The 23,833-nt window shown below is 38.9% G+C and carries 19 protein-coding genes and 2 pseudogenes; 15 read left to right on the top strand and 6 right to left on the bottom strand.

From position 1 onward, the window contains the following. Positions 1 to 13 precede the first annotated feature (13 nt). Both ASL11_RS15285 and ASL11_RS15280 read left to right on the top strand, forming a co-directional pair. Positions 14 to 1,609 carry a response regulator gene (locus ASL11_RS15285; protein WP_056615726.1) on the top strand — a complete coding sequence of 532 codons (1,596 nt, stop codon included), beginning with the start codon at positions 14 to 16 and terminating at the stop codon, positions 1,607 to 1,609. Between the two features lie 48 nt (positions 1,610 to 1,657). Further along, positions 1,658 to 1,894, top strand: a pseudogene (locus ASL11_RS15280) (glycosyl hydrolase 115 family protein); the annotation flags it as partial. Positions 1,895 to 1,986: 92 nt separating this feature from the next. Here the strand turns inward: ASL11_RS15280 and ASL11_RS15275 are convergent. Continuing rightward, positions 1,987 to 4,491: a discoidin domain-containing protein gene (locus ASL11_RS15275; protein WP_056615722.1), complete on the bottom strand. Its 2,505-nt coding sequence runs from the start codon at positions 4,489 to 4,491 to the stop codon at positions 1,987 to 1,989. 852 nt (positions 4,492 to 5,343) lie between these two features. Between ASL11_RS15275 and ASL11_RS15270 the strand changes: the two genes are divergently transcribed. The 9 genes and pseudogenes from ASL11_RS15270 (at position 5,344) to ASL11_RS15235 (ending at position 17,426) form a co-directional block, all read left to right on the top strand. Next, complete coding sequence (locus ASL11_RS15270; RefSeq protein ID WP_056615720.1) at positions 5,344 to 6,369, top strand: TniQ family protein; 1,026 nt, start codon at positions 5,344 to 5,346, stop codon at positions 6,367 to 6,369. 79 nt (positions 6,370 to 6,448) lie between these two features. After that, complete coding sequence (locus ASL11_RS15265; protein WP_056615717.1) at positions 6,449 to 6,724, top strand: hypothetical protein; 276 nt, start codon at positions 6,449 to 6,451, stop codon at positions 6,722 to 6,724. 559 nt (positions 6,725 to 7,283) lie between these two features. Beyond that, positions 7,284 to 8,297: a response regulator transcription factor gene (locus tag ASL11_RS15260; protein WP_056615714.1), complete on the top strand. Its 1,014-nt coding sequence runs from the start codon at positions 7,284 to 7,286 to the stop codon at positions 8,295 to 8,297. A gap of 2 nt (positions 8,298 to 8,299) precedes the next feature. Further along, positions 8,300 to 10,132, top strand: coding sequence for a sensor histidine kinase (locus tag ASL11_RS15255; protein WP_056615710.1), 1,833 nt, complete (start codon positions 8,300 to 8,302; stop codon positions 10,130 to 10,132). A gap of 81 nt (positions 10,133 to 10,213) precedes the next feature. Next, the gene (locus tag ASL11_RS15250) at positions 10,214 to 11,731 is read left to right on the top strand and encodes an extracellular solute-binding protein (RefSeq protein WP_056615707.1); all 1,518 of its coding nucleotides are present in this window, start codon (positions 10,214 to 10,216) and stop codon (positions 11,729 to 11,731) included. A gap of 99 nt (positions 11,732 to 11,830) precedes the next feature. After that, positions 11,831 to 12,790 carry an ABC transporter permease gene (locus ASL11_RS15245; RefSeq protein ID WP_056615704.1) on the top strand — a complete coding sequence of 320 codons (960 nt, stop codon included), beginning with the start codon at positions 11,831 to 11,833 and terminating at the stop codon, positions 12,788 to 12,790. Next, the gene (locus tag ASL11_RS15240; protein WP_056615701.1) at positions 12,790 to 13,659 is read left to right on the top strand and encodes a carbohydrate ABC transporter permease; all 870 of its coding nucleotides are present in this window, start codon (positions 12,790 to 12,792) and stop codon (positions 13,657 to 13,659) included. The genes ASL11_RS15245 and ASL11_RS15240 overlap by 1 nt, the downstream gene beginning before the upstream one ends. A gap of 6 nt (positions 13,660 to 13,665) precedes the next feature. After that, positions 13,666 to 13,794, top strand: coding sequence for a hypothetical protein (locus tag ASL11_RS37855; protein WP_268796199.1), 129 nt, complete (start codon positions 13,666 to 13,668; stop codon positions 13,792 to 13,794). A 931-nt stretch (positions 13,795 to 14,725) separates the two neighbouring features. Next, positions 14,726 to 17,426 (top strand): annotated as a pseudogene (locus ASL11_RS15235) (TrlF family AAA-like ATPase). A 19-nt stretch (positions 17,427 to 17,445) separates the two neighbouring features. On the opposite strand, the gene ASL11_RS15230 reads toward ASL11_RS15235, so the two are convergent. Further along, entirely contained in the window at positions 17,446 to 17,646 is a 201-nt protein-coding gene (locus ASL11_RS15230; protein WP_157256932.1) for a hypothetical protein, read from the bottom strand. Positions 17,647 to 18,086: 440 nt separating this feature from the next. Between ASL11_RS15230 and ASL11_RS15225 the strand changes: the two genes are divergently transcribed. Both ASL11_RS15225 and ASL11_RS15220 read left to right on the top strand, forming a co-directional pair. Further along, positions 18,087 to 18,995 carry an ATP-dependent DNA ligase gene (locus ASL11_RS15225; RefSeq protein ID WP_056615692.1) on the top strand — a complete coding sequence of 303 codons (909 nt, stop codon included), beginning with the start codon at positions 18,087 to 18,089 and terminating at the stop codon, positions 18,993 to 18,995. 79 nt (positions 18,996 to 19,074) lie between these two features. Further along, positions 19,075 to 19,647, top strand: a complete 573-nt coding sequence (locus ASL11_RS15220) for a restriction endonuclease (RefSeq protein ID WP_056615687.1) — start codon at positions 19,075 to 19,077, stop codon at positions 19,645 to 19,647. Positions 19,648 to 19,689: 42 nt separating this feature from the next. On the opposite strand, the gene ASL11_RS15215 is transcribed toward ASL11_RS15220, so the two are convergent. The 4 genes from ASL11_RS15215 to ASL11_RS15200 form a co-directional block, all read right to left on the bottom strand. Continuing rightward, a complete protein-coding gene (locus ASL11_RS15215) occupies positions 19,690 to 20,892 on the bottom strand; it encodes an NAD(P)-binding domain-containing protein (RefSeq protein ID WP_082595470.1) in 1,203 nt (400 codons plus the stop codon). Next, a complete protein-coding gene (locus ASL11_RS15210; protein ID WP_056615679.1) occupies positions 20,849 to 21,337 on the bottom strand; it encodes an arsinothricin resistance N-acetyltransferase ArsN1 family A in 489 nt (162 codons plus the stop codon). Before ASL11_RS15210 ends, ASL11_RS15215 begins: the two co-directional genes overlap by 44 nt. Next, positions 21,328 to 21,813, bottom strand: coding sequence for an ArsI/CadI family heavy metal resistance metalloenzyme (locus ASL11_RS15205; protein ID WP_442953067.1), 486 nt, complete (start codon positions 21,811 to 21,813; stop codon positions 21,328 to 21,330). Before ASL11_RS15205 ends, ASL11_RS15210 begins: the two co-directional genes overlap by 10 nt. 67 nt (positions 21,814 to 21,880) lie before the next feature. Continuing rightward, positions 21,881 to 22,339 (bottom strand): MarR family winged helix-turn-helix transcriptional regulator, encoded by a 459-nt coding sequence (locus ASL11_RS15200; RefSeq protein ID WP_056615673.1) that lies wholly within the window; start codon positions 22,337 to 22,339, stop codon positions 21,881 to 21,883. Positions 22,340 to 22,433: 94 nt separating this feature from the next. Here ASL11_RS15200 and sigZ point away from each other — a divergent pair, with 94 nt between their 5' ends. Together sigZ and ASL11_RS36505 are read left to right on the top strand one after the other, a co-directional pair. Beyond that, positions 22,434 to 23,000, top strand: coding sequence for an RNA polymerase sigma factor SigZ (sigZ, locus tag ASL11_RS15195; RefSeq protein ID WP_056615671.1), 567 nt, complete (start codon positions 22,434 to 22,436; stop codon positions 22,998 to 23,000). Between the two features lie 251 nt (positions 23,001 to 23,251). Next, entirely contained in the window at positions 23,252 to 23,416 is a 165-nt protein-coding gene (locus ASL11_RS36505) for a hypothetical protein (protein ID WP_157256931.1), read from the top strand. Positions 23,417 to 23,833: the final 417 nt, after the last annotated feature.

Raw genomic sequence — 23,833 nt, 5'->3', positions numbered from 1 at the left:
GGGAGGGATAATTATGCTTAAAACACTAATTGTGGATGATGAACCGTCTCATGTTCAGGGGCTGATACGGCATATTCCGTGGATGGATCTTGGATACTCTACTCCATTAACTGCGTTATCGGGCGAATCGGCCCTTCCTATACTTCAAAGCCATAAAATTGATGTCCTAATAACTGATGTATCCATGCCCGGCATGAACGGGATTGAGCTCGCTGCCACGGCCAAAACAATACATCCAGACATTCAAATACTGATCATCAGCGGCTATAATGAATTCGAATTTGCTCAGGAAGCTATCGATGTGGGGGCAATGGGCTATGTACTGAAGCCGCTTAAACTGCAGGAAGTCTTGCGAAAGCTATCAACCTTTCGACAAACCTTAGAGAATATTAACCAAATCAACGAACAAACAATGCGACTCAAAACAATGGTATCAGAAAGCCGGGAGCTGCTGAAGGATTCATTTATTTTTGATCTACTCGAAGATGAACCAGTGGAGGAGGATATGCTGGTCTCTTGGTGCCAGCTTCTCAATCTGCCCGAGTTGAAGGAGGGAATTCAACTCATTGTGGCCTCGCTCGATAATTATGCAGCTTCTGGTAACGACGCCAAAGAAAGACTTATGTTGAGTTCGGCACTCCTTCAATCTGTTACTGTCTCTTTACGAGACATGGGCGTCGTACTGGTATCGAAACTTAGACCCGACGAGGTTGCAGTCATTATGGTAAACCCTACAGCTGATTATAAGAGCGGAATCGACAAACAAATGAGTTTTGTTCAGGAGTTCATCCTCAATGCTTATAAAGCATCGGTCACGGTGGGCATCAGCCGGAGTGGTGATGAATGGAAAGAAAGCTGGCAGCTTTTCCGTGAGGTTAAGTATACGATTGCCGATTCCCGGCAGAGTGGAAGCGGTCTGCTCGTGCATGTTGGGAGTATGGAAAGGAAGGCCTACGAGGACTTTAGAGTTCGTGAAGCATTGATTCCCAGTTTGCTCACACTTGCAGAAAATTATGAGTCGGTTCAACTGTCAAAAGCGATTGGGCGAGCATTCAATGATTTAGACGCCAAAGCTCACTCTTTTGCTTATATCCAGTCATTCAGTATAAGCTTGTTAGGTGAGCTGACACATAAGTTTTGGCACGATACGGAGGTCATCACTTTCCAAAGCAAGCGTGTATTACATCGGTTGTTGGAGTGCAATACGGTGAGCGAATTGAAAGACATCGTACTCGAATATATCGATTCGGTTATCCTACTTGCGCAGAAAGAGCGTACGCTTCAGCAGCATCATCTCATCAATTGCATATCTTCTTATATTGAAGATCAGCTGCCGAGCAATGTGACAGTGAAACAGCTTGCTGATAAGTTTCATCTCAGTGCAGGGCACTTAAGCGTATTGTTTAAGAAGGAAACAGGACAGACAATTTCCGACTTCGTCAAGAAACTAAGAATGAAGAAGGCCAAGGAATTACTTCAGGACCCGACAATTAAAGTTTACGAAGTAGCTGATCGCGTTGGCTTTCAGACTCCCGCGTACTTCACCTATCAGTTTAAAAAGAATGAAGGCTGCACGCCGCAAGAATATCGGGACCGATTTTACCGTTGATAATTGCACCTGACCGCTAGCGCTTCATGTAGCTGAACACGACAATAGGAGAGTTTCTATCGTGCCGATTGGCTAACGAATATGGCAAGTACTGTAAATAATGTAGATACACTCCGTCGATTCCTGCGCATGAAGGGGGATAGTCCAGACTTGTTCCACTGGTACAAAGAATACCTCATGCCAGAAACGGAGAAATATATTTACTTGGAAAACACACATCGTAATCCACTTTCGGACGATGAGCTTGCTTTACAATTGCAGCACTATTTTAGTAATCAAGGGTAATTCATTATGTCATTGAGATCTGAGATTTCATTCAGCAAGAGACATAGAAAAAGGCGACCATTCCAGTATGAGGAATGATCGCCTTTGTTCAATTAATAGACTTCCATTTCTGGAATTTGCATCATATAGTTTAAACCGTCCTCAACCCTTAGGTTAGTACTCTCTACTTTTACATATCGAGCATTTACAGTTGCGAAGGTGAAGCTTTGAACACTGCCTGTTGTTGGTTTCGTGTAATTAGTTTTGCTGACGACTGTTGTCCAGGTTGTTCCATTTGAAGATACTTGAATTGTGAAGTCTATAGGAAAATAGCTTCCTATTTGCCCGCTGTCGTTTCTTGGATACAAATCGACTTTACTGATGGAATTCACTGTTCCTAAGTCGATTGTTACGGATTCAGTATGGTTTGTAGTTACCCCTAAAGCACTTGACCAACCACGTGCTGTACTTGATGTGCTGCCTCGCAGTCCATCATTTATTTTGGTTTTCAACCATCCGTAGTTTTCTACACTGCTTGTAGCGGAAACGCTTTTATTTAATGCCAAATTGAGAGGAGTAGTAGATGCACAACCGCTGAGATTTGTATTATAAACTTGAAACTCAGCTAGCTGCATTTTATAACTGCCACCTACACTTGAAAGTTTTGTAGCATTTACTCGTACATAACGATAGCTGCCGCTTGTAAATGAAAATGGTTGTTGCCAATTGACCGGATTAGCTGAATTAAAATTTGTTTTCGTCACCAAATCAGTCCAATTGGTAGCATCCGTTGATCCTTGTATTTTAAAGTCAACAGGAAATGCTTTTCCATCATTTGAAACATCGTTTCTAGCATACAGCACGATTTTATTTACTGTCGTGGATGTTCCTAAATCGACATATGCCCATTCCGTATGGTTAGGATCTGTATAGCCAGGATTGCTCGTCCATCCCATGTTTGTGTTGCCAACATCAGCCATTTCAAACGAGTAATTGATACCGTCTGTTAATAATGATTTTTGCCACCCTGTTGTTGGTGACTCTAATGAGGAACTTGTTACAACTGGTTTTGATGCTGCAAGGTTGCATGGAGGTAAGGGTGCAAGTGTATCAACCGGACCAGCAGTAGGAGCACTAGTTGTAGGTGATAGTGTTATTTGCATAACGCTATTTGCGGGCAATGTCTCGATTCTTGAAAAAGTTGAACTAGAGGATAAGATTGAGCTTTCCTTAAGTCCAGGATTTTCATTTGGACCTACTTGTGTTCCTCTGTATCCAGAAGCGTAATCAGCATAATAGTTTCCGTTTGTACTATCTACCAATGTTTTATTAACTTTAATATTGGTAGCATCAGCAAGATAAGGTAAGTTACTCAAGCTAATTGTCATATCTGCTGGAGTAGCTGTATAATTCCACAGGAGCATAGAAACTTCCTTGGTAACAGGATCCTTAGTAACTATTCCATAAGTATCACGGGTACTTGTTCCCGTACCAGCCAAAGTACTAGTTAATATTGTAGGCTCCAACTTGCTGTACATGTTAAAGGTATTGGCGCCAGACTTGCGATGTCCATCAAGCGTATAGATACCGGAGTCACCAAAGAATAGATCTGTAGTGGAGAGTGCATCAGCAGGTGTAAAGAACATGACTTTCTTCAGTTCCGGACGTAAGATTGCGCTGTACATTCTCTTGGCCATATATGCTGCATTAATATTGGTATCCTTTACCGAGCCTGCTGTACCGGATGTATAATCGTAATTCCACTCAGAATATATGATATCTTTTTGAGGAATGCCTCTGCTTGTAAACATAGCATTCAATGAGTCATTAAAATCAGCCCCTCCATATTGATGGACCGATAGATAATCAAACGGTATAGTCGGATTTGCTTGAATAAAATCCATAAATCCAATTATTTTGGTATTTGTAGCTTTATTGTTTGCAAATCCTGCCCCTCCGATCTTGGCTGTCGAGTCAACAGCACGAACGCCAGTAGCAAAATATTGATACATGGTATTAATTTGGGTTGCCGATAGACCTCCACCTACGCTAGCATCCGCTTCATTATGAGACTCCCAATACCAACCTGTATAACCGAGGTTTACGTAATGCTGAACAACTGCTTGCACGATGGCTTGATACTCGCTCAAGTTTGTTGGATATCCTACTCCGGAGACACCTGACCCGCCAATTACGCTTGGAAGATACGCCAAGCACATAAACGGTTTAATACCTTTTTGTACTAGAGGCAAAACAACAGCATCAAGCATTGTAAAATCGTAAACTAATTGGCCGGACCCATTACGCGAAACTAGATGGTAGAATTGATCGGACAGTACCCAATCAATCCGCATCATATCAATGCCATCGGCAGCCATCATATCATAATAAGAGGGAAGCCAGTGTAGATTCTTATTCGTCAGATGTCCACCACGAGCTACATTTAATAATTTTGTTTTATCGTAGTTCCCGGCATTTGTTGCGTAATTGGATGTAATGGAAACGGCGGTGTTTGCCGCATTTACCTTAGATGAATTAAGACTCCAATCAAATAAGGCGAATACTAATGAAAGAATTAAAATAACAACCACATTTCTCCTCAACTGCAGAATATACATTTTCAACCTTCTTTCTTAGATTTTTGATAATGGGGAGTTACAGGAACTAAAGAACACCTTAAAATGTAATCGCTTGCAAGTGCTCCTAACGTACCCTCCTTTTTATTTAGGTACTTACACTTAAATTTTAATTAATTAAAAAGGTGGTAACAATGTGATTTTATTAATATTCATTTCATTCTGTTAACTTGTTATGGAATCATGATTATTGAAATAACTCTAAATTATTTAATTAAAAGCTCCAAAGTTATACTGAGGCTGGATGAAGAACAGATATTAAGTGAAAGTAAATTTAGATTGAACATAAGCATAGTGTAGGAAAAAAAGTGCTCCAGTAACAAAATTTGACCTTGCGTCTAATCTCAAGAATGATGTTTTAGCAAGGCAGAGAAAGTGATAAAACTGGTTCGGAACTGAAACTAAATGGAAACAATAATATTTTCTCTTTGGTGCTGAACGCGTATTTACCTTGCTTCGTGTTCACAACCTCAATAGGAAGTGAACAATAAGTAAAACAGTATAAATGGTACAAACATACTTCAAGGATGTTCCGCTAGAAACCCTTACTCAAGTTGTTACATAGAAATAGCGCTAAGTTGTCGTGGAGATATCGCGGCTTAGCGTGTTAATGTTATTGTATAAGGTATTCTACCAACTTTTTAAGATACTCCGAATAAATCATGTTAAGAGTAGTGTTTATAATTATAATAATTTGGGAATCATAGTTAATAAATATGGATATCATTGTTAGTTAAATTGGAATGTTGAAGTAAATCTTTGTGAGAGAGGTATGATTAGTATTGTATCGTTTGTTAGGGAGAGATTATTGCTACTATAGAAACTTACTCAATTATGAATAAATATTCACAAAATATAAACGATGAAAATGTTTTGATAGAAAGTTTAATATCATTACCAAAACGACCTTTTCCATTTAGTGATGAAAGCCTAGGGAGTTACATTGTAAGATTAGCTCATGCAAATGGATATTCGTCATCGAAAGTATTATGCAAAGAAGCTGGATTAATAACGGGATTTTCAAGCAATACCGTATTAATAAGATTAAATACGATTGATACAACAAAGTGGAATTTTAAAAAACTCAGTACTTTAGGAAAAGTACCAAAAGAACAGCTTTTAGAATTAACATTTAATGCGCTTGACCGTGAAATTCCAGAATACGCACTTCACAATAAAAAAAGAAAGATTTGCCCGGAATGTTTAAAAGAACCTAAAGTATACGGTCGTAAATTATGGGATATTAACCTTGTTACCATTTGTACGATACATAATTGTCTACTAGTTGATGCATGTCCAAAATGTTCAAGTTTACTACACTGGGATAACATTTCAAAAAAATACTGTATTTGTGGTTATGATTTTTCACAAATTAAACCGCTAATAGTTGCCAAAGATGAGATCCAACTTTCAAATTATATTGAGTTGTATTTTAATGAGTATATAAATTTGAAGGAAAAATCGAGTGAGTTTGATTTATTTGATTTTCTGAATCTAGTCATATTTTTAATTGGTCAGTTCTTTACTCAATCACAAAATGATACGGATAATAGGACATGGAGCGGAAGTATTTTAAGAGCTATGAGAAATCAAGAGTTACATTTCCATATAAAGCTAGTTTTGAGGTTGTTTGATAACTGGCCAAGTAACTTCTTAGATTTTTTAAATAAATATAACCTTGAAAAGATGCGAGCAATGTTATCTAGTAAAAAGAATAATGCTATTACACTTTGTTTCTTTCCATATGTTTATGAAGAATTTTGTGAGGATGGGTTCATGTTTTCATTGGACAAAATGAAAATATTTGTTATGGTTAGAACAGAAATGATTCAAGAATATGTTAATAGATTACGTAGTTAAAAACCAATTAAACTTGATAACGTCAGTATTTGTTGTAAGATACATCAGAATTATTTTGCATCAATTGGAGTGATGTTAAATGTCAATAAATATTGAGCAAGAAAGTAATCACCTATCCGAGACAAAGCACAAAGTCTTGCCATCAATTAGTCGCGATGTACATAAAAAATTGCAATTGCTTGCCGTAGTATGTGACATAAATAAGACACAATTGGCAGGGGGAATTATTGAATTCGCAGTTAATAGTCCTGAAATAATAAATTGGTTTCAAGATAAATACAAAGTGAAACAAAAAGAAAGAATAGTACCATTTATTGATTCAGATGGAAAAACTATCTATAAAAGAAACATATAAATATTAATGTTAATAAGAAAATCACGAGCCATTTGGGTATCGTGATTTTTTTGCATTCTTTGATTGTTTTACGACATTATATATTACAATATTTATGTCAAATGACAAATTATAATACAAAAAGCGCCAAAACTTAAATGCTATAACATTAAAAGTAGCGCTGAAAAAACGACAAAACAAGTTACAACTCACATTATTTTGTGAAATTCCATAATTAATTAGAATTGTTTCAAATATCTTTGGAATATTTATTTCATAATTCGTTGGAATGAAATATTTATGCAAAAAATTGAATAAAAATACAATAAGGGTAGGCGAATATGAACATTGCCTACCCTTATTGTATTTTTGTTAATGGAGAGATTATTGAAATGAGGTTTTCTAACCATTTAGAAATGTATTCAAATGAGTCTTTTAAAGGATACCTTCATCGTTTAGCAATCATCAACCACCGTAAGATCAATGACTTCGACTTGGAGTAACAGTTAATATTCGAACTTGTTCTTCCCAAGAAAGAACAGAGTAAGCTATTCTTATAAAAAAAAGTATGGAGGCTCATATGTTAAAAGTACTAGTGGCAGAGGACGAACCATGGATCAGAGCGGCTATTGTCGAAGCGGTAGAAAGTATAGGACATGACATTAAAGTAGTAGGGGATGTTACGAACGGCGTTGAAGCTTGGCACGTGATTCAGCAACTGTGGCCAACTGTATTAATAACGGATATTATGATGCCGGAAATGGATGGACTGGAATTGGTTCGAAATATTTCGGAGAACAAAATCCCGATGGCCGTTATTATCATCAGCGGGTATGAGAATTTTCAATATGCGCAAAGAGCAATTAGTTACGGTGTGAATAAGTACCTCCTTAAGCCTGTCAATCGGGATGAATTGCGGGAAGCTGTGTTGGATGGAATGGGGAAATTAACGGAAATTGAGAAAATGAATCATTATTTGATTCGTATCCAAACCTATTTCGATACGATCAATGATTTGGACCCTAAGGAGGGTATAAAAAAAATATACAAACTTATTGATGATATAAAAATCATCAAGCATTTGAACTATGGCGCTTACTTAAGCTTGCTTAGAATTATCGAGTCCAAAATCTGCTCTTTGCTGGCCAGCATTGAAGCGGAGCATATGACAATAGCTCAATTCAACGGGGTTCCCGATCAAGAAATTCGAACGCATCTGGGCAAATTGGTGGAAGCCTGGTTCCTCCATCCGGAACGTAATAAAAAGGAATTCAAACAAATCATTAAATTCGCATGTGATTTTATTCGTGCCCATTATCAGGATGACATCACACTGACGCAAATGGCGGAGTATACAGATTTAAGCATCTCTCATTTCGGCTCCCTCTTCAAAAGATATACCGGGGAATCGCTGATAAGTTATATCAACCAAGTGCGAGTGGAGAAGGCGAAGGAGCTTCTTCGAAACTCTAAAGATAAAATATACGCAATTGCCGAAGAAGTTGGATTCTCGAGCCAAACCTATTTTATACGAGTTTTCAAAAATATGACGGGGATGTCCCCCAATGAATATCGGAAGAATTTGGGGATATGAACATGAAACATTTTCTCTATCGCATGTCCTTGAAACAAAAAATCATTCTAAGTTTTATCAGCATAGCCATGATCGCAGTATTGTTAATGAATTATGTCTCTCATTATTATTATAGTCGCTCGACCCAGCAGGATTTCTACAACATCGCAGAAACCACGACCGAAAGTCTTAACCATCAATTGGAAATCTATTTTCAGCAAATCGCTAAATCAACGTATGCCATGAATGCAGGGGTATTACGTTATTCAAGTGTACTCCTGCAGATAGGGGACTCGTCCATAATTCAGGATTGGCTTCGAGATGCGTCCTCGGTGGGGCCCGAAAAGCAGGCTATGATCAAAGAGATTCTCAATAAGTATATTGCGTTTAATTATCCAGAAATCGAGAACATGTATCTAATATCAAAGGATCGAAATGTTTTGCAGTCGTCAGGAACGACAACAGATACCGAATTGGCAAGACAACCGTGGTATCAGATGCCACCAAGCCCCAAATTAGAAATATTTCCCACTATGTACAGGGACGGTGGCAATATTCCTCTTATTGAAGCTGCCATTCCGATTTTTGACGTGAATAATACAAAGATATCGGGCCGCCTTGTGCTGCAAATGGGATTGACCGAGATCAAGAATATGATCGGGAGCATGCGCATTGGCAAAACCGGTTATATCTTTATGGTGTCAACAGATGGAAGAATCGTCTATCACCCTAGCTCTAATATGCTCTCATCTCCAATTGAAGACACGGAGCTTTCCTGGCTTACGCTGGATGAGCCAAACTCCCTGCAGCAATGGCGGGGGGAAGAATATCTTGTTTCCTATAGCATCTCAAACCTCACAGGATGGAAGACGATCGCATTAGTGCCGCTGAAGGAAATGGCGACAGGCTTGGCAATCGCTCAAATTTCCGCAATCGTCGTCATGGCGCTGCTCATTCTGCTTATTATCATAGCTGTACCGATTGCAGCTAATCGGATTACGCGTCCAATGATGCAGCTGAAGAAAGCGATGGAAAAGCTGCAGACCGGTGATTTATCCGTCCGGGCGCCTGTTACGCCAGGGCGTGACGAAATACAACTGCTGAGTGTAAGTTTTAATCGTATGGCGGAGAGACTGAATGAGCTTGTCAATACGCTGTACAGTATGGAGCTCAAGGAGGTCCAGATGCAGCTGCTTCAGAAAGAGGCGACGATTCAAGCACTTCAAAATCAAATCAACCCTCACCTCTTGTACAATACCTTGGATATCATCAAGAGTATCGCGTTCTTGGAGGGAGTTCCTAGGATAGAGAAAATGGCAGAAAATTTAGCATCCTTATATCGATTTACCGCAAGGTTGGAGCCGAAGGAGATTAGTCTTGAGGAGGAGCTGGAGAAGCTTAAGAAATACCTGGAGATCATTCATATACGTTTTACCAAACATTTCGAAAGCAAAGTTTATGTGGATGAGAAGTATTTGCTAACACCTATTATCAAGCTGTCTTTACAGCCCATTGTCGAGAATGCGGTGAAATATGCGGTTGAACCCCGTAACGGAAAGGCTGCTGTGCTTGTCAGTGCATATCCCGACGGTAATGACCTGATTATCGAGATTGCGGACAATGGTGTAGGTATGGATGAAACCATTTTACGCAACCTGAAACAACAGTTGGCAACCATTACGAATCAGATAGAGCAGGGAATGAAATCATATGAATCGCTTGGACTCACTAACGTTCATCATCGGTTAGTGCTTTATTACGGAAAAGGGTATGGCATCGACATCCACTCCTTTCCTAAGCAGGGAACAGTCGTTTCGGTGAGAATTCCTTTTCACAAATCGTATAACAATTCGTGAGATTGTACAATTTTCTGGGCTAAGGGAAGTTATATACTTAACATTGTCAAGAGAATATAACCAAGGGGAGTGTTACTCTAAATGAAGCTAACAAAGACGGTTACAGGATCCTTTCTTGCCCTTAGCCTGATCGCAGGTTGTTCATCTGGCGATAACGGTGGAAACGCACCGAGTGCAAGTACATCGTCAGATTCCGGGAAAAATAAAGAAAGAATCCCGATTACGATAGCTGCTCAGTACTGGAGTGGTCCGAAATGGGCAGAAGATCACCCAACTATCAAGTATTTAAATGAAAAATTTAATGTTGACATTAAGCTCCAGCTTATTAACGGACCTGAGTACAACGAGAAGTTGAAGGTTATGGCGGCGTCGGGTTCTCTGCCGGATTTATATCGAGCATACAGTGACACGTATATAACTTGGCAGCGTGAAGGTGCGTTCATGGATTTATCGGGAGTACTACCGGAATATAAGAACCTAAGCAAAGCTTTCCCGATGGATCATGAAGCTGTGAAAGTACTTAACCCTAGTGGAAAGCTGTACGGTCTCCCTGAAATTAGCTGGACTGTTAGGGATACGGTGCAAATCCGACAGGACTGGCTGGATAACCTCGGGATGAAGCTTCCTTCAGCAGATGAATTTACAGTTGACAAATTCTATGAAATTGCCAAGGCGTTCGCGAAACAGGATCCAGACAAGAACGGCAAAAATGACACGGTAGGCTTTGCAGCCAATAACATCTCTCTCCGTAATGCGTTCGGCATTGCAAACGAGTGGACAAAGAAAGATGGGAAACTAATCCCGCACCAGTTGCAAGTTGAGGAATATAAAGCTTATCTTGCCTTCATGAAGAAGGCTTATAGTGAAGGCGTGTTGGATCGAGACTTTGTGCTTCGCAAGACGCCTGAGATTGAAGATCTAATGAAGTCGAATAAACTGGGTCTGTTTCAGTACCACAACGCTTACAATGACATTGAGTCAGCTGTCAAAAAAACCTTCCCTGAAACGAAACCGGTTATCGTTCCTATGGCTCCACCTGCCGGACCTGCGGGACTTCGCGGAAACACGAATATGGCGATCGGCCTTACCAAGCAGGTTATCAACGCGAAGGCGGGTAAGGAGAAGATCGATCGCATTCTTCAAATCCTTGATTGGTGGGTCACAGAGGAAGGTACGAAGGTCATGAAGAATGGTGTCGAAGGTGTCCATTATAAGAAGAACGCAGAAGGGAAGTACGAGATCACCGATAAGTGGGAGCCTGACGTGCCACGCCACCTGAACAGCAATCTGTTTAAACGTCCAGGAACGGATTTCAACCTCTATTTATGGACTAGCCCAGCTGAAATTAAACGTAATGAGGATTACAAGGCACTTGTCGAAAAATATCCATGGCCGAATGCCGCAATGGGACTTGAAGTCTATTCGGATACTTACAAGAAGAAGAGCGCTGATTTGAACGCAAAGTTTCAAGAAGCAACGTACAAAATTATTATGGGTGAACAGCCAGTCGAATCCATCGATAAGGCTTCCAAGGACTGGGTTGCAAATGGTGGGGAACAAATCATAAAAGAAATCAACGAAGCAGCGGTACAGAAATAATGACTTTCACGAGCTTCGGTATGCACAGGCCGCATCTTTATTGCGGCCTGTCCTACTCTTCACGCTCGTGTTAGGTTGGACTTGGAGGTAGAGAAATCTATGAATCAAAAGGTATCACACACGAATATCGCAAGAGCACAATCGATTCCTTCGGCGAAAACAAAAGCAAAGTACTTAAAACGAGCATTCCCGTTTTATTTGATGATCTTTCCAGGGCTGTTGTATTTCCTAATTTTCCGATACGGTCCGATGTTCGGTCTATTCATCGCATTCAAGGATTACTCACCATTTCAAGGCGTATGGAAGAGTGAGTGGATCGGATTCGACCATTTCGTTCGATTATTCTCTGAGAGTGACTTTTTGCTGTTACTTAAAAACACATTACTACTAAATCTTCTGGATATCGTGATAGCTTTCCCATTCCCGATTCTAATCGCAATTTTGCTCAATGAAGTGAGATTTAAATACTTTAAAAACGCCATGCAAACCATATTGTACGCGCCGCATTTTCTTTCATGGGTTGTCATTGTTGGAATCACGATGATATTCTTCCGGGCGCAAGATGGCGGTGTAAACATGATGTTGGAAGCTTTGGGATATGACCGCATCAATTTGATGACGGATCAGCAATATTTTCGCTGGGTTTGGCTATTTCACAATATTTGGCAAGGAGCTGGTTGGGGCGCGATTATTTATTTGGCGTCAATCGCTTCTATCGATCCAGCATTGTATGAAGCTGCCAGGGTGGATGGAGCAAGCAGGATTCGCCAAATCTGGCATATTACCTTGCCATCGCTGAAATCCGTTATTCTGATCATGCTTATTCTGCGGGTTGGAAATTTTATCGATGTTGGCTTCGAACATATTTTTCTGCTGCAGAATCCAATGAACCTTCAAGTGTCGGACGTTTTTGAAACCTATGTATATCGCCAAGGACTAGTACAAGGCGATTTCAGCTATGCTACCGCGATCGGATTGTTTAAATCGTTCGTAGGACTCGTAATGGTCTTAGGTGCGAATAAAATCGCGAAACGGTTCGGAGAGGAGGGGGTGTATTAATGGTGAAACGCATTTCGAAGGGCGACCTCGTTTTTACGTGTCTCCTATACGCTTTTCTTATCATCTTCACGATTTCGATTCTGTTTCCGCTACTGTACGTAATTACGACTTCGTTCGCTCCAGTTCGAGATTACTACACGCGGGGCTTCTTTCTCCTCCCAAGCTCTTGGACATTGGAAGCTTATCAATACTTATTGAACAATCCCGGCTTTCTTAGCGCGTTCAAGAGTTCAGTGATCATTACCGTTGTCGGAACACTTATCAATATCACCCTTACTTCTTTGATGGCATACGGTTTGTCGGAATCTTGGATTAAGGGCAGGTCTGTCATTAACTTCTTAATCTTGTTTACGATGCTATTCTCCGGCGGCCTGATCCCGACTTATTTAATCGTGGACGGACTTGGGCTCACCAACACCTATTGGGCGCTATGGCTTCCAGTGGCAATCGCCCCTTTTAATGTGATCGTTATGCGCAGCTTCTTTGCGGCTCTTCCTAACGAACTTAAGGAATCGGCGAGGATAGATGGCTGCGGGGAGTGGAGGATGTTCGCAACGATTATCTTGCCTTTGGCGAAGCCTGCGATCGCAACATTTACCTTATTTTATCTGGTTGGAAACTGGAATACTTATTTTTCAGCCGTTATCTATTTAAATGACGATTCAAAGTGGCCGCTTCAAGTATTCTTAAGACAAATGTTGGTCCTTAATGATGAGAAAACTGGTCAATTGAACGAAGTGTTATTTACTTACACCCCTGCTGCGCGTATGGCAGCAATTTTGATTACGGCACTTCCGTTACTCGTTATCTATCCGTTTCTTCAGAAGCATTTCAATAAGGGGATGTTCGTAGGTTCAGTTAAAGGATGACTGTTTATGCAAGAGGAGGAGACTTACTTTGGCATTTCTCCATTAATCATTAACCGAATCAAATTACGCATACAGAAAGATCTGACTCGCCTGTCCGTCTGCATGGAAGATGGTAAAGCGCGTGACCATGAATAGGTACTTGGCACAGTTCCGGACCCTGTCTCGGGAGAGGAGGAACGAGCTGACGTCATGATCCAATATGCAGTACCCGAGAATCACTGCCCGGAGTGGTCGGAGGCTTATTGAATCCCATGAAAATGCTAAGAACTATAAGCTTTTCCTGATAAAAATTTTTCGATGAATATTTATGTATAAACCGTATTAAGGCTGAAATTTTTTTCTAACGAATTCTGCAACAAACAGTTATTTTCGCCGAGTCGAACTTTAAATCTAACAAATTCTGAAACAACAGAAACGGAGCCACGCGGGTTTGCGGACTCCGTTTTATAATTATTTATGAAACATCACAATTTTGTGAAATTCCATAATTCTTTAGAATTGTTGTAGGACTTCATTAGGTTTGACAATACGAGCAGAAACTCTGGCAAAGAAGGCGGATAGTTTGACAAAGGAAAGGCTTCAATCCCGCATTGTATAAGGATCATGGTTTCAAATGCTTGGCAAAAGTGTTGTTTTAACAACATGGAATATTATGGTGTGAATTGTCCATAGAAAGAATCAACAATTTTTAGTCATAAGGTGTGGCAAAAAGCTAAAAATCAATGTGTTTCATGGAGTTTGACAAAATGTTGTTTCATAAGCTGTGACAAAAAACATCGCCTAGAAAATCAATTTCTAGACGATGTTTTTTATGTTTACGGTAAGAGAATTTTAGTTTTTTCTATACAACAATGGGCAAATGAGTTAATCAAAGAATTACACATCATTATTCAATCGATAATTGTATAAACTTAAGTCGCAACTAGGAACACATGGTTCTATTTGAGTTAGCTAATCATTTTATAGTGGCTTCAGGGAGATTCCAAAAAAAGGAATTAGTCGATATTTAGCGAATATTACACATTTATGGTTTAAGTATTCTTCGTAATAATTGGAGGTTTCATAAATGTACATTGGTTCAAAATGGTGGAAATTTGATTTTCACACACACACCTATGTCTAATGATTATAGAGATATGACTCGAACTGCCAAACAGTGGCTTTTAGATCACATGGCACAGGAAATCGACTGTGTAGCTGTAACGGATCATAATTCAGGGCATTGGATAGATGAATTAAAGTCAGAGTTAGAATTAATGCGGATTGAAGGGGAAGAAGGATTTAGAGAACTTGTTATATTCCCTGGTGTTGAAATTACGGTGAATGGAAATATACATGTATTGGCAATATTTGATCCCTCAGATGGTTCAGAAAAAATCAGCAGAGTCTTAGGCAGATGCGAATATGAGGGACAAATAGGTGCGTCAGATTCTTGCACAAGAAAATCGTTCAACGAAGTTATAGATATTATTTGCAATTTGCAAGGTATTGCTATACCTGCACATGTAGATCAGCCATGTGGCCTTTTTGTAGAACAGAGAGGGAACTCATTATCAACATGTTTAACAGCTAAAGGTATTTTTGCAATGCAAGTGTGTAATCCAGAATATGAAAAACCCCAATTGTACATACAATCAAAACTTAATTATACGGAAGTATGTGGTTCTGATAGTCATCGGCCATCGCAGGTTGGGAGTAGCTTTTCGTGGGTTAAAATGGAACAACCTAATCTAACTGCCCTGCGACTTGCTTTACATGATGGTGATGATGGAGTTATTAGAGGGGATTGTTTTACAGGGAGTCCAAATGATTTAGGAAATAGATTTTATATTAATAATATCTCTATTGTTAATGGTGCAAAGGTCGGTCGGCCGCAGGCACTAGAAGTCTCATTTAGTCCTTGGTTAAACTCAATTATAGGTGGCAGGGGATCGGGAAAATCTAGCCTAATTGAGTTTATGAGGCTCCCCCTAGATAACACGAGAGGTATGCCTAAAAAGATTGAGGATGAGTTTTTGAATTTTAAAAAAGTTCCATCAGATAGAGGAAGACCAGGCATGTTATTGAGTAACACAAAAATAAGGGTTGAACTTAGAAAAGATGCAAGGGATATTGCACTAACATGGGAAAACAATACAATCACCGAGGAACATAAAGATCCGCAATCGCATGAGTGGCTTGCTAAGGAAGAGACTAGTGATATTGATATTAGGTTCCCGATAAGAATATTTAGTCAGAAGCAACTCCATGCACTAACTGAAGATCCAAATTCGATAATTAATATTATTGATGACCAATTCGATAAAAAGGGATGGAATGAAAAAAACAAAGAGTTAATAAGAAAATGGTTAGAACTTCGAAGCAGTCTAAGAGCAATAAATTCAGAAACCACTTCGAAAGTAGGGATTGTTTCAGAGATTGATGATATAAAAGCGAAGATGAAGGTATTTGAGGAGTCAGGGTATAAAGAGATCCTTGAGAACTTTCAAAAATCACAGCTTCTGCAAAATCGCATATTGGAAAAGTTCTCAACCATAGATGCCTTCGCTACAACCCTTAGCACAAATGTAATTGCTCATCCAGATATCACATTTAGTGAAGGTGAGCTAATTCAATTGGATACTGAAACAAAAGTAATAATTGAAGCTCAACTCCAGAGATATAGAGGACTAATTGAGCAATTAGTTGGTTTATCACTGGAGTTGAAAAGTTTTTCTGATTCAGCACAGGTAGCAGTGGAAGCTTTACCGTGGCAAAAAACACGCAATGAGCATCAAATAATCTATGAACAATTTGTTGAGGAACTGAGAAAAGCTGGAGAGAGAAATCCAAATGCATATGGGGACTTAGTTGGACGAAAAAGGGTCCTCGAACAAAAAATTATTGATATTGAAAAATTGGAAGTACAACTCGGTGCTCTAAAACAAGAAAGCAATTCAATTTATGCTCTAATAAATGAGCATCAAAAGGAACTTAGAAATTTAAGAATGCAAGTAATAAATCGATGGCAAGGTGACAATAGACATATTCGTATGTATCTCGAAATCATGGGCAATCTCGATGATGCAGAAAATAATTTCAGAGGTATTATTCGAAAAACTTCAAATGAATACTCCAGGGATATTCTTGAGAGGGATGAAGATGGCAACCCCTCAGGTGGATTTATTTATGAATTGTCAAAATCCGATGATCGTTGGGAATTCAGACAGGAAATTATTAAACGAATTGTAGCTGCATCAGAATCTGATACCAAGGGGCTAAGTAGATTTTTAGTTAGACATCTAGCCACAATAAACACCAGTACACCTGAAGATACGGACAGGCTAATCCTCTGGTATCCTGATGACAAGATAACATTAAAGATTGTAAGTCCCTCGGGACGGGAAGAGGATATTGAAACAGGATCTGCGGGACAAAGAACCGCAGCGATGTTGTCATTAATGTTACTTCTTGATGAATCTCCATTAATCATTGATCAGCCTGAAGAAGACCTTGATACAAAAAGAATTACAGATCTAGTTGTAAAGGGGCTTAGGGATTTTAAATCAAAACAACAGATAATTGTAATTACACATAATCCTAATATTCCAGTTAATGGTGCTGCAGAGAATATTATTCATATGGCATTTTCTGGTGGTCAAATTAGAAAACAAAGTTCAGGAGCACTTCAAGATAAAGACATAAGGGAATCTGTTTGTGAAGTAATGGAGGGTGGTAAAGATGCCCTTGATAAAAGGTATTTTAGAATATCGAAAGCATTAGGTTAATTTATCAGACTGTCGAATTCTAATTCGGCAGTCTGTTCATTTTATAAACCTTAACTGGTGTGGCAAAGCCATTTTTTAAATTTTCAATGTTTTCAATGTATGCTGTATAAATACCGTTTTGTTTAGCGTAATATGATTTAGCTCTCTCCAAATCACCGAACCGTGCTAAACACTCAGCATCTTTATTCTTTTCAAGCTGAAGAATTTGTTGTTTAGTCATCTCAATATACAGATTGTCCACCTCCATTTTCCATTATTTCTATTTTATAAAATTCATAGATATTCCATTTGTTTTCCTTTATATCGATATTCTTTTTTGCATTACTTTTAATTTGAGTGAATTTTTAAACACACCTATAAGGAATAACGTAATTCCTGCGTTATCCCTTCTAAATTGCGGATCGGCGCTTATTTCTAATTGTTTTGGAAGCAATATTTTATGATACATTATGTTATTGTTGTTTTGGTTTTCAACGAGCTCTAAATTGAGGTACTATTTGGTCTGGATTTTTGTTTGCAAAAAAATAAGTGGCATGATTACGAAGGGTTCTAAGTTATCTAAACAAATACAGGTAGAAAATGATAAGGAGTATGCTTGGATAGGGATCGAGGACATAATGGATATAATTCTACTCTGAGGTTAAAAAAAGGTGTAATTATATGCTATTTTCTCCTATAAAGCCAATGATTGTTTCCATCGGTAAAGAAGCTTTTGATGATAATGAATTTATTTTTGAACCCAAATGGGACGGATGGAGAATTCTCTTACACAAACAGGGTACACGTTTAGAAGCGTATACTCGAAATGGTAATATTGTAACGAGTAAATTTCCTGAATTGAAGGAAGCTGTTTCTTCAATAAAAGCAGATACGGCAATATTGGATTGTGAAGGTGTATGTATTCGAGACGGCAGATCCGTGTTCGATGATTTTTCCTATCGTGGTCGTATTTCTGATTCAGCAAAAATTAAAGCAGCACTTAGAACTCATCCTGCTACCTTTGTTGCTTTTGATGTATTACTTACTTCCTCTGAGCACCTAAAGGAACCACTTATGTCCCGTAAGAGTCGGCTGAATGAGATCATAAATAGTACAGACATTATTACTCCAACCGCTTTTATCGAAGGGCGAGGAAAGGATTTAAGCTCTTGGAGCATTGAACATGATATGGAAGGTATTGTTGCGAAACGAAAAGATTCAAAGTATGTCTTAGGTGTTGAAACGAAAGATTGGTTGAAAATTAAGAATTTCAAAACGATCGACACCATGATCTTAGGTTATCGAACAGAACCACAGTTTGGTTTGGTATTAGGACTGCACTTTAAAACAGTTAGGTATAAGCCTGTTGGTATTGTTGAATTTGGTTTTAGGGTCGATGACAAGCGAGCATTTTTAGAAATAGCAAAGCAGATACAGACTAGAATTGATAAGAAAACATATTGGATTGAACCAAAGCTTTGTTGTCGGATTCAATATCTAGAGCGAACCGATCAACATCAGCTTCGAACGACCATATTTAAAGGGTTTTTATTTGATAAGGACCCTGAAAACTGCTATTGGACGTATTAATTATCTTGAATTTTGTGTCTAGTTCACTCCCCAAAAGTCAATAATGATAATGAAAATTTGTTAAGGGGAGATTGTTACAATGTCATATGTAATTGTTGTGCTAATAGTCGCTGGTTTTATGGGGTTTTACCTTTTAAAGACGAAACAGGATTCAATAAGACGATCAGTTATTGATTTTATTTCAATCAACGAAGAGATGAAAAAAACGCTGCTTGTTGGTTTGTATCAGCGTTATAAGAAAAGTGATGATCCAGAAAAAGAAAACCCATTAGACTTTGAACGATTCGTTGCTAAGATTATGTCTGATGTAAATCAAGGTGAAGCATTTGTAACTAGTGGATCGGGTGATTTCGGAGTTGATATAGAAGAAAGACGTGGTGATGGGTTGTATCTAGGGCAAATAAAGTGTTATGCCGACTATAACCCAGTCTCATTTGATCCGATTGCGATTATTCATTCGCAAATGATAAAACAAAATGCTAAAGGTAGTTATGTAATTACCACGAGCACGTTTACCCCAAATGCAAAGGCTTATGCAGAGGGATTAAATATAAGACTAATTGAAGGACGAGAATTAATTGATTTGTGGGTTAGAAGTTTGGAGCATAAAAATGCTTCATCAAAATTCATATTCAATCCTTCTATTGCTTGAATTAAAAGGGAGTCCGCTATGTAAGCGCGGACTCCCTTTTAATTAACAGCATGCGTTAATCAGACCGCTCTTTACATTGATGTTTGTAATGATCGTTTGACTAGCTTTCTTTAAACCAAGAATGAATCTAAACGTTGGACCGTGTGAATGTGACGAAAGTGGTCCAGTAAAATAGAGCCCAGAAAAACTTGATTTGAATGATTCATCTAATTTTGGGAATTGAGTAAAATCATCTTCTCGAACGATGTTAGTGAGCAGTTCCTCGGTTAGGAAAGGAACTCGTTCAAGGTTAATTCGGAATCCAGATGCTGAAATGACATGATCGACAACACGCAAAGTTCCATCGGATAGGGTTAGTTTTACCTTGTCATCGGAAGTTTGTTCGGCTCTGACAATCGTAATGCCGCTTGTCTCAGGTACTTTTCCCTCCACGTAAGGTCTTAGGAAGTGTGCTACACTGCCTGGTGATTGACCCCATTCTTCTTGTTTTTCATCGTGGGGTAACTGATAAAAAACGTCCCCGAGATTACGAAGCTGAATTTCATCTGCTGTGCTTCCTGCATAATTGGCGGATTCTCTTCGATACAGAAGCTCAACTTCACTTCCAGCTATATGTAGAAGAGCGGCTGCCTCCCATGCGCTTTGTCCACTCCCAACAACGGCAACATTTTTACCTGCAAAAGTTTGAAAGCTTGTATAACCAGATGAATGAAAAACGAGGTGTGAAGGTAATGAACTAAACATCTCGGGCATGTATTTGTAATGTTCAACACCTGTAGCAATGATCACATTTTTAGCTTGAAAACTTTGTCCCATTTCAGTTTCAATCTTGTAACCTTCGCCTTCTTTATAGAGAGAAGAAACTAGTTCAGGAGTAAATTCTACACCTGCTTCTTTGGCGAACCACATCGCATAATCAACAAATATAGGTCGTGGCAGTGGCGTTACAAGTTCAATCCCAGTTTCCTTTGCAAAGCGTTGAATTGTAAGTTCATCCTGTGCGTCTGAGAAACTGCAAAAGTCGTGAGGCGTACGAATGAACATATTTTGTGGCATTTGGTTTTTCCAAAAATCCATTGGATACCCCAGAATTCTATAGCTCAAATTGTTAGCTATTGCATGTGCAGCGAGTGAGATCCCGTAAGGACCAGCCCCAATAATAATTAGGTCGTACATATTAGTGCCCCCTTTTATAAACGAGCTACAAAAGCTTCTCCATTGCCATAACATCAATAAAATTTCCATCTAGGATTCCTTGATTCTGAAATACACCGACTTCGCGGTAACCAGCTTTTCGATACAGACTCTGCCCGAGTTGATTAAACGGAAACGTGAATAGAACAATTTTGTAGAACTTATTTTCTTTTCCCACTGTTTCGATTTCACGAAGCAGTTGACTGCCAATCCCTTTGCCGCGATGATCCCGATGTATGTAAATCGATAAATCACCAACACCATCATAGGCACATCTGTTGCTATATGGGTTAATGGAAGCCCAGCCGACAACATTTCCATTATCTTCGGCTACAAGAACACAATATCGCCCTTGATGTTTCTCGAACCACTCTTGCATGTAGATCACATCTTTGACTTCGGATTCTAACGTAGCGATGCGGTCTTCGATCCCTTGATTATAAATTTGAAGAAGGCTTGAGATATCAGCTTCGGCGGCTCTTCGGATTAACAGCATGTATTTTTATCTCTGAAATCAGTTAATTTAATGCTTGTTGATGTCGGTTCAGGTGTTGTGCAACAGACAGAAGAAACAGGGATTACGTGATCTTCTGCTGCTTCGAATTCTGAATCTTCACGTGTATAAAATACTTCCCACGGGTTTCCTTCAGGATCGCTCACCCAAATTTTATCTTGAACAGCATAGCAACAAGTTGTATTCATTTCATCAAAGGAGACAAGACCTGCTTCTTGCAAACGATGCTTAGCCGCAAGAACTTCTTCTGTATTTTGTACTTGGAAACCAAAATGGTTGAGGACTCCCTTATTATCGTAGTCACGAACATTTAAAGAAAAATGTAGGGCTGGCTGATCTAGTTCGAACTTTGCATAATTCTCCTTTACTTTTGCTGGTTCAGCATCAAATAACTTTTTGTAAAACGCCAGAGATTGTTCAAGGTTTTTTACGTTAATAGCAACATGCATTTTCATAATTAACACACTCCTATTGAAATTTTCAATAATTGATATTTGCAACTATATGATAAAAATGAACTCCTCTTTATAGAGGAGGCGTGCAGCAATTTGGACTTTGACTCATTGCATCACTAAGAATTTGAAGACTTTCTAGGACTTGTTCCTTTTTTTCTGAAGGAACATGTTGAAAAATACCCAGAACATACTCTTCCATTGTCTTCGCTATTTCATGGTACTGTTTCTCCCCTGTTTCAGTAAGGGAGAGTACAACGTAGCGTCGATCCTTAGGATCAGGCAGACGGTTAATCAAATCGTTTTCGACGAGTTGCTGGACCTGGCGACTCAGCGTACTTGTATCAATACTCAAAATCTCGGATAGCTCGTTTAAAGAAATATTTGGGCGTTTGTACAGCTCATACATAATATGACTCTGCACAACAGACACGCCGCAGCACTGGGCACCATCTTTCTGAAGTAACCCAAAGCGTCTGACAAGTAATTGAAGGACTTCACGTACGTTTACGTACTGTGGTAATTGTTTCATTATGATCACCTGAAATATTTATAACATACAATAGTTGATAACTGCAAGTATTTCATTTAACATTTAATTATCGAATATATCGGAGGTAAATGAAATGAAAACTGAGGAGCTTTGGACGAGATTTAGCAAGGATTTATTGTCATTTATTCAAAAGCGAGTACGTAGCGAGTTCGATGCCGAGGATATTTTACAGGACGTATTTAGAAAGATTCATCTCTCCATTCATACATTATCCGATGAAAGTAAAATTCAAAGTTGGATGTATCAGATTACGCGAAATGCCATAACGGATTATTATCGTTCTTTTGCCCGTAGTAATGGAGCCGAGACACATTTAGATGATGAGATAGAACTTATAGAAGAAACCGAGGAAGCAAGCAATTTGAACAAACTTGTTAGTGGCTGGCTTACCTGCATTGCGCAAGGATTAGATGAAAAGTACAGAGAAGCAATTTTGCTGACGGAGTTAGGCGTTCTTACTCAAAAGCAGCTCGCTGAACGGCTTGGCATTTCGATATCGGGAGCGAAATCGAGAGTGCAGCGCGGCAGGGAAAAGATAAAAGAAATGCTCCTGGCGTGTTGCCATATTGAACGAGATCGCCTCGGAAACGTCATTGATTATCAGAGGAAATCAGCAAGTTGTAGCTGTAACCTTTGTTAATTTTGAAAAAGATCATCAGACTTGCGTCCTTTTGAATTTGCCTCCGTCTTAATAGCTGAACAAACAATTAGGAGGTTGATCCATATGACAGATGTAAAAAAGAATAACAATGATACTTGTTGTGCAGATGATTGCTGCACCGATAATCTCCAAATCGATGACTGCTGTGAACCAAACTGTTGCAAAACGGAAACAAAGAAGTCCTCTGGTTGCTGCTAATTTTAAGTTCTAAATGTTAAGGTGGGATTTGGATGTTAAATGAGTATGCGCTGGGTAAAATGGTAGAATGGAAAGCGAAAGAAATGGAACAATACTTCATTCAACGCGATCCACAAATCAAGGATGGCAGAATAAGTAGGCAATTGTCTGGTTTATTTAATAGTAAAAAACAGCAAACGATTTGTTGCAGCTGTTGACTGGTGTATTTGATTTTAACTCGTTAACTTAAAAAGCAATGGGCAGCCTCTAGAGGATGTCCATTGCTTTTTGGTGTTATTTGTTTATAGAAGGTATTACTTACCTCGTTCTTAGGAATTGACAAGTTTCCTTCGAATATTTCTCATCATTACTGTCAGTTACGATTTCATTATCGTGAGATTGTATGAGAATATCACGAAGTCGAAAAACAAAAAATAGTGAAGTATCCACAATAAAGCAAAAGAAAATACCGATGTATTGTAATTCGGCGTTTTCTTTTTTGTAAAAAGGATTAAGCAGCAGCAAAGAGAGGAGGTGTCAGCTTGAACGATACAATAAATTATAAGAATGCAGCAAAACGAACAGGTGTAGTTATGATTTGTTTCATTATTTTGATGACGATAGGGTTAGTGGTA

Source organism: Paenibacillus sp. Soil750 (genome assembly GCF_001428045.1).
Classification (GTDB): Bacteria; Bacillota; Bacilli; order Paenibacillales; family NBRC-103111; genus Paenibacillus_E; species Paenibacillus_E allorhizoplanae.
Note: the sequence above shows the minus strand (reverse complement) of the source record. Positions and strands in the feature narration are given on the sequence as shown.

Excerpts from the sequence above, each read along its gene's own strand:
- ASL11_RS15285 (WP_056615726.1), top strand. The coding sequence starts at position 14 with ATGCTTAAAACACTAATTGTGGATGATGAACCGTCTCATGTTCAGGGG.
- ASL11_RS15275 (WP_056615722.1), bottom strand. The coding sequence starts at position 4,491 with ATGTATATTCTGCAGTTGAGGAGAAATGTGGTTGTTATTTTAATTCTT.
- ASL11_RS15270 (WP_056615720.1), top strand. The coding sequence starts at position 5,344 with ATGAATAAATATTCACAAAATATAAACGATGAAAATGTTTTGATAGAA.
- ASL11_RS15265 (WP_056615717.1), top strand. The coding sequence starts at position 6,449 with ATGTCAATAAATATTGAGCAAGAAAGTAATCACCTATCCGAGACAAAG.
- ASL11_RS15260 (WP_056615714.1), top strand. The coding sequence starts at position 7,284 with ATGTTAAAAGTACTAGTGGCAGAGGACGAACCATGGATCAGAGCGGCT.
- ASL11_RS15255 (WP_056615710.1), top strand. The coding sequence starts at position 8,300 with ATGAAACATTTTCTCTATCGCATGTCCTTGAAACAAAAAATCATTCTA.
- ASL11_RS15250 (WP_056615707.1), top strand. The coding sequence starts at position 10,214 with ATGAAGCTAACAAAGACGGTTACAGGATCCTTTCTTGCCCTTAGCCTG.
- ASL11_RS15245 (WP_056615704.1), top strand. The coding sequence starts at position 11,831 with ATGAATCAAAAGGTATCACACACGAATATCGCAAGAGCACAATCGATT.
- ASL11_RS15240 (WP_056615701.1), top strand. The coding sequence starts at position 12,790 with ATGGTGAAACGCATTTCGAAGGGCGACCTCGTTTTTACGTGTCTCCTA.
- ASL11_RS37855 (WP_268796199.1), top strand. The coding sequence starts at position 13,666 with ATGCAAGAGGAGGAGACTTACTTTGGCATTTCTCCATTAATCATTAAC.
- ASL11_RS15230 (WP_157256932.1), bottom strand. The coding sequence starts at position 17,646 with ATGACTAAACAACAAATTCTTCAGCTTGAAAAGAATAAAGATGCTGAG.
- ASL11_RS15225 (WP_056615692.1), top strand. The coding sequence starts at position 18,087 with ATGCTATTTTCTCCTATAAAGCCAATGATTGTTTCCATCGGTAAAGAA.
- ASL11_RS15220 (WP_056615687.1), top strand. The coding sequence starts at position 19,075 with ATGTCATATGTAATTGTTGTGCTAATAGTCGCTGGTTTTATGGGGTTT.
- ASL11_RS15215 (WP_082595470.1), bottom strand. The coding sequence starts at position 20,892 with ATGGAAATTTTATTGATGTTATGGCAATGGAGAAGCTTTTGTAGCTCG.
- ASL11_RS15210 (WP_056615679.1), bottom strand. The coding sequence starts at position 21,337 with ATGCTGTTAATCCGAAGAGCCGCCGAAGCTGATATCTCAAGCCTTCTT.
- ASL11_RS15200 (WP_056615673.1), bottom strand. The coding sequence starts at position 22,339 with ATGAAACAATTACCACAGTACGTAAACGTACGTGAAGTCCTTCAATTA.
- sigZ (WP_056615671.1), top strand. The coding sequence starts at position 22,434 with ATGAAAACTGAGGAGCTTTGGACGAGATTTAGCAAGGATTTATTGTCA.
- ASL11_RS36505 (WP_157256931.1), top strand. The coding sequence starts at position 23,252 with ATGTTAAATGAGTATGCGCTGGGTAAAATGGTAGAATGGAAAGCGAAA.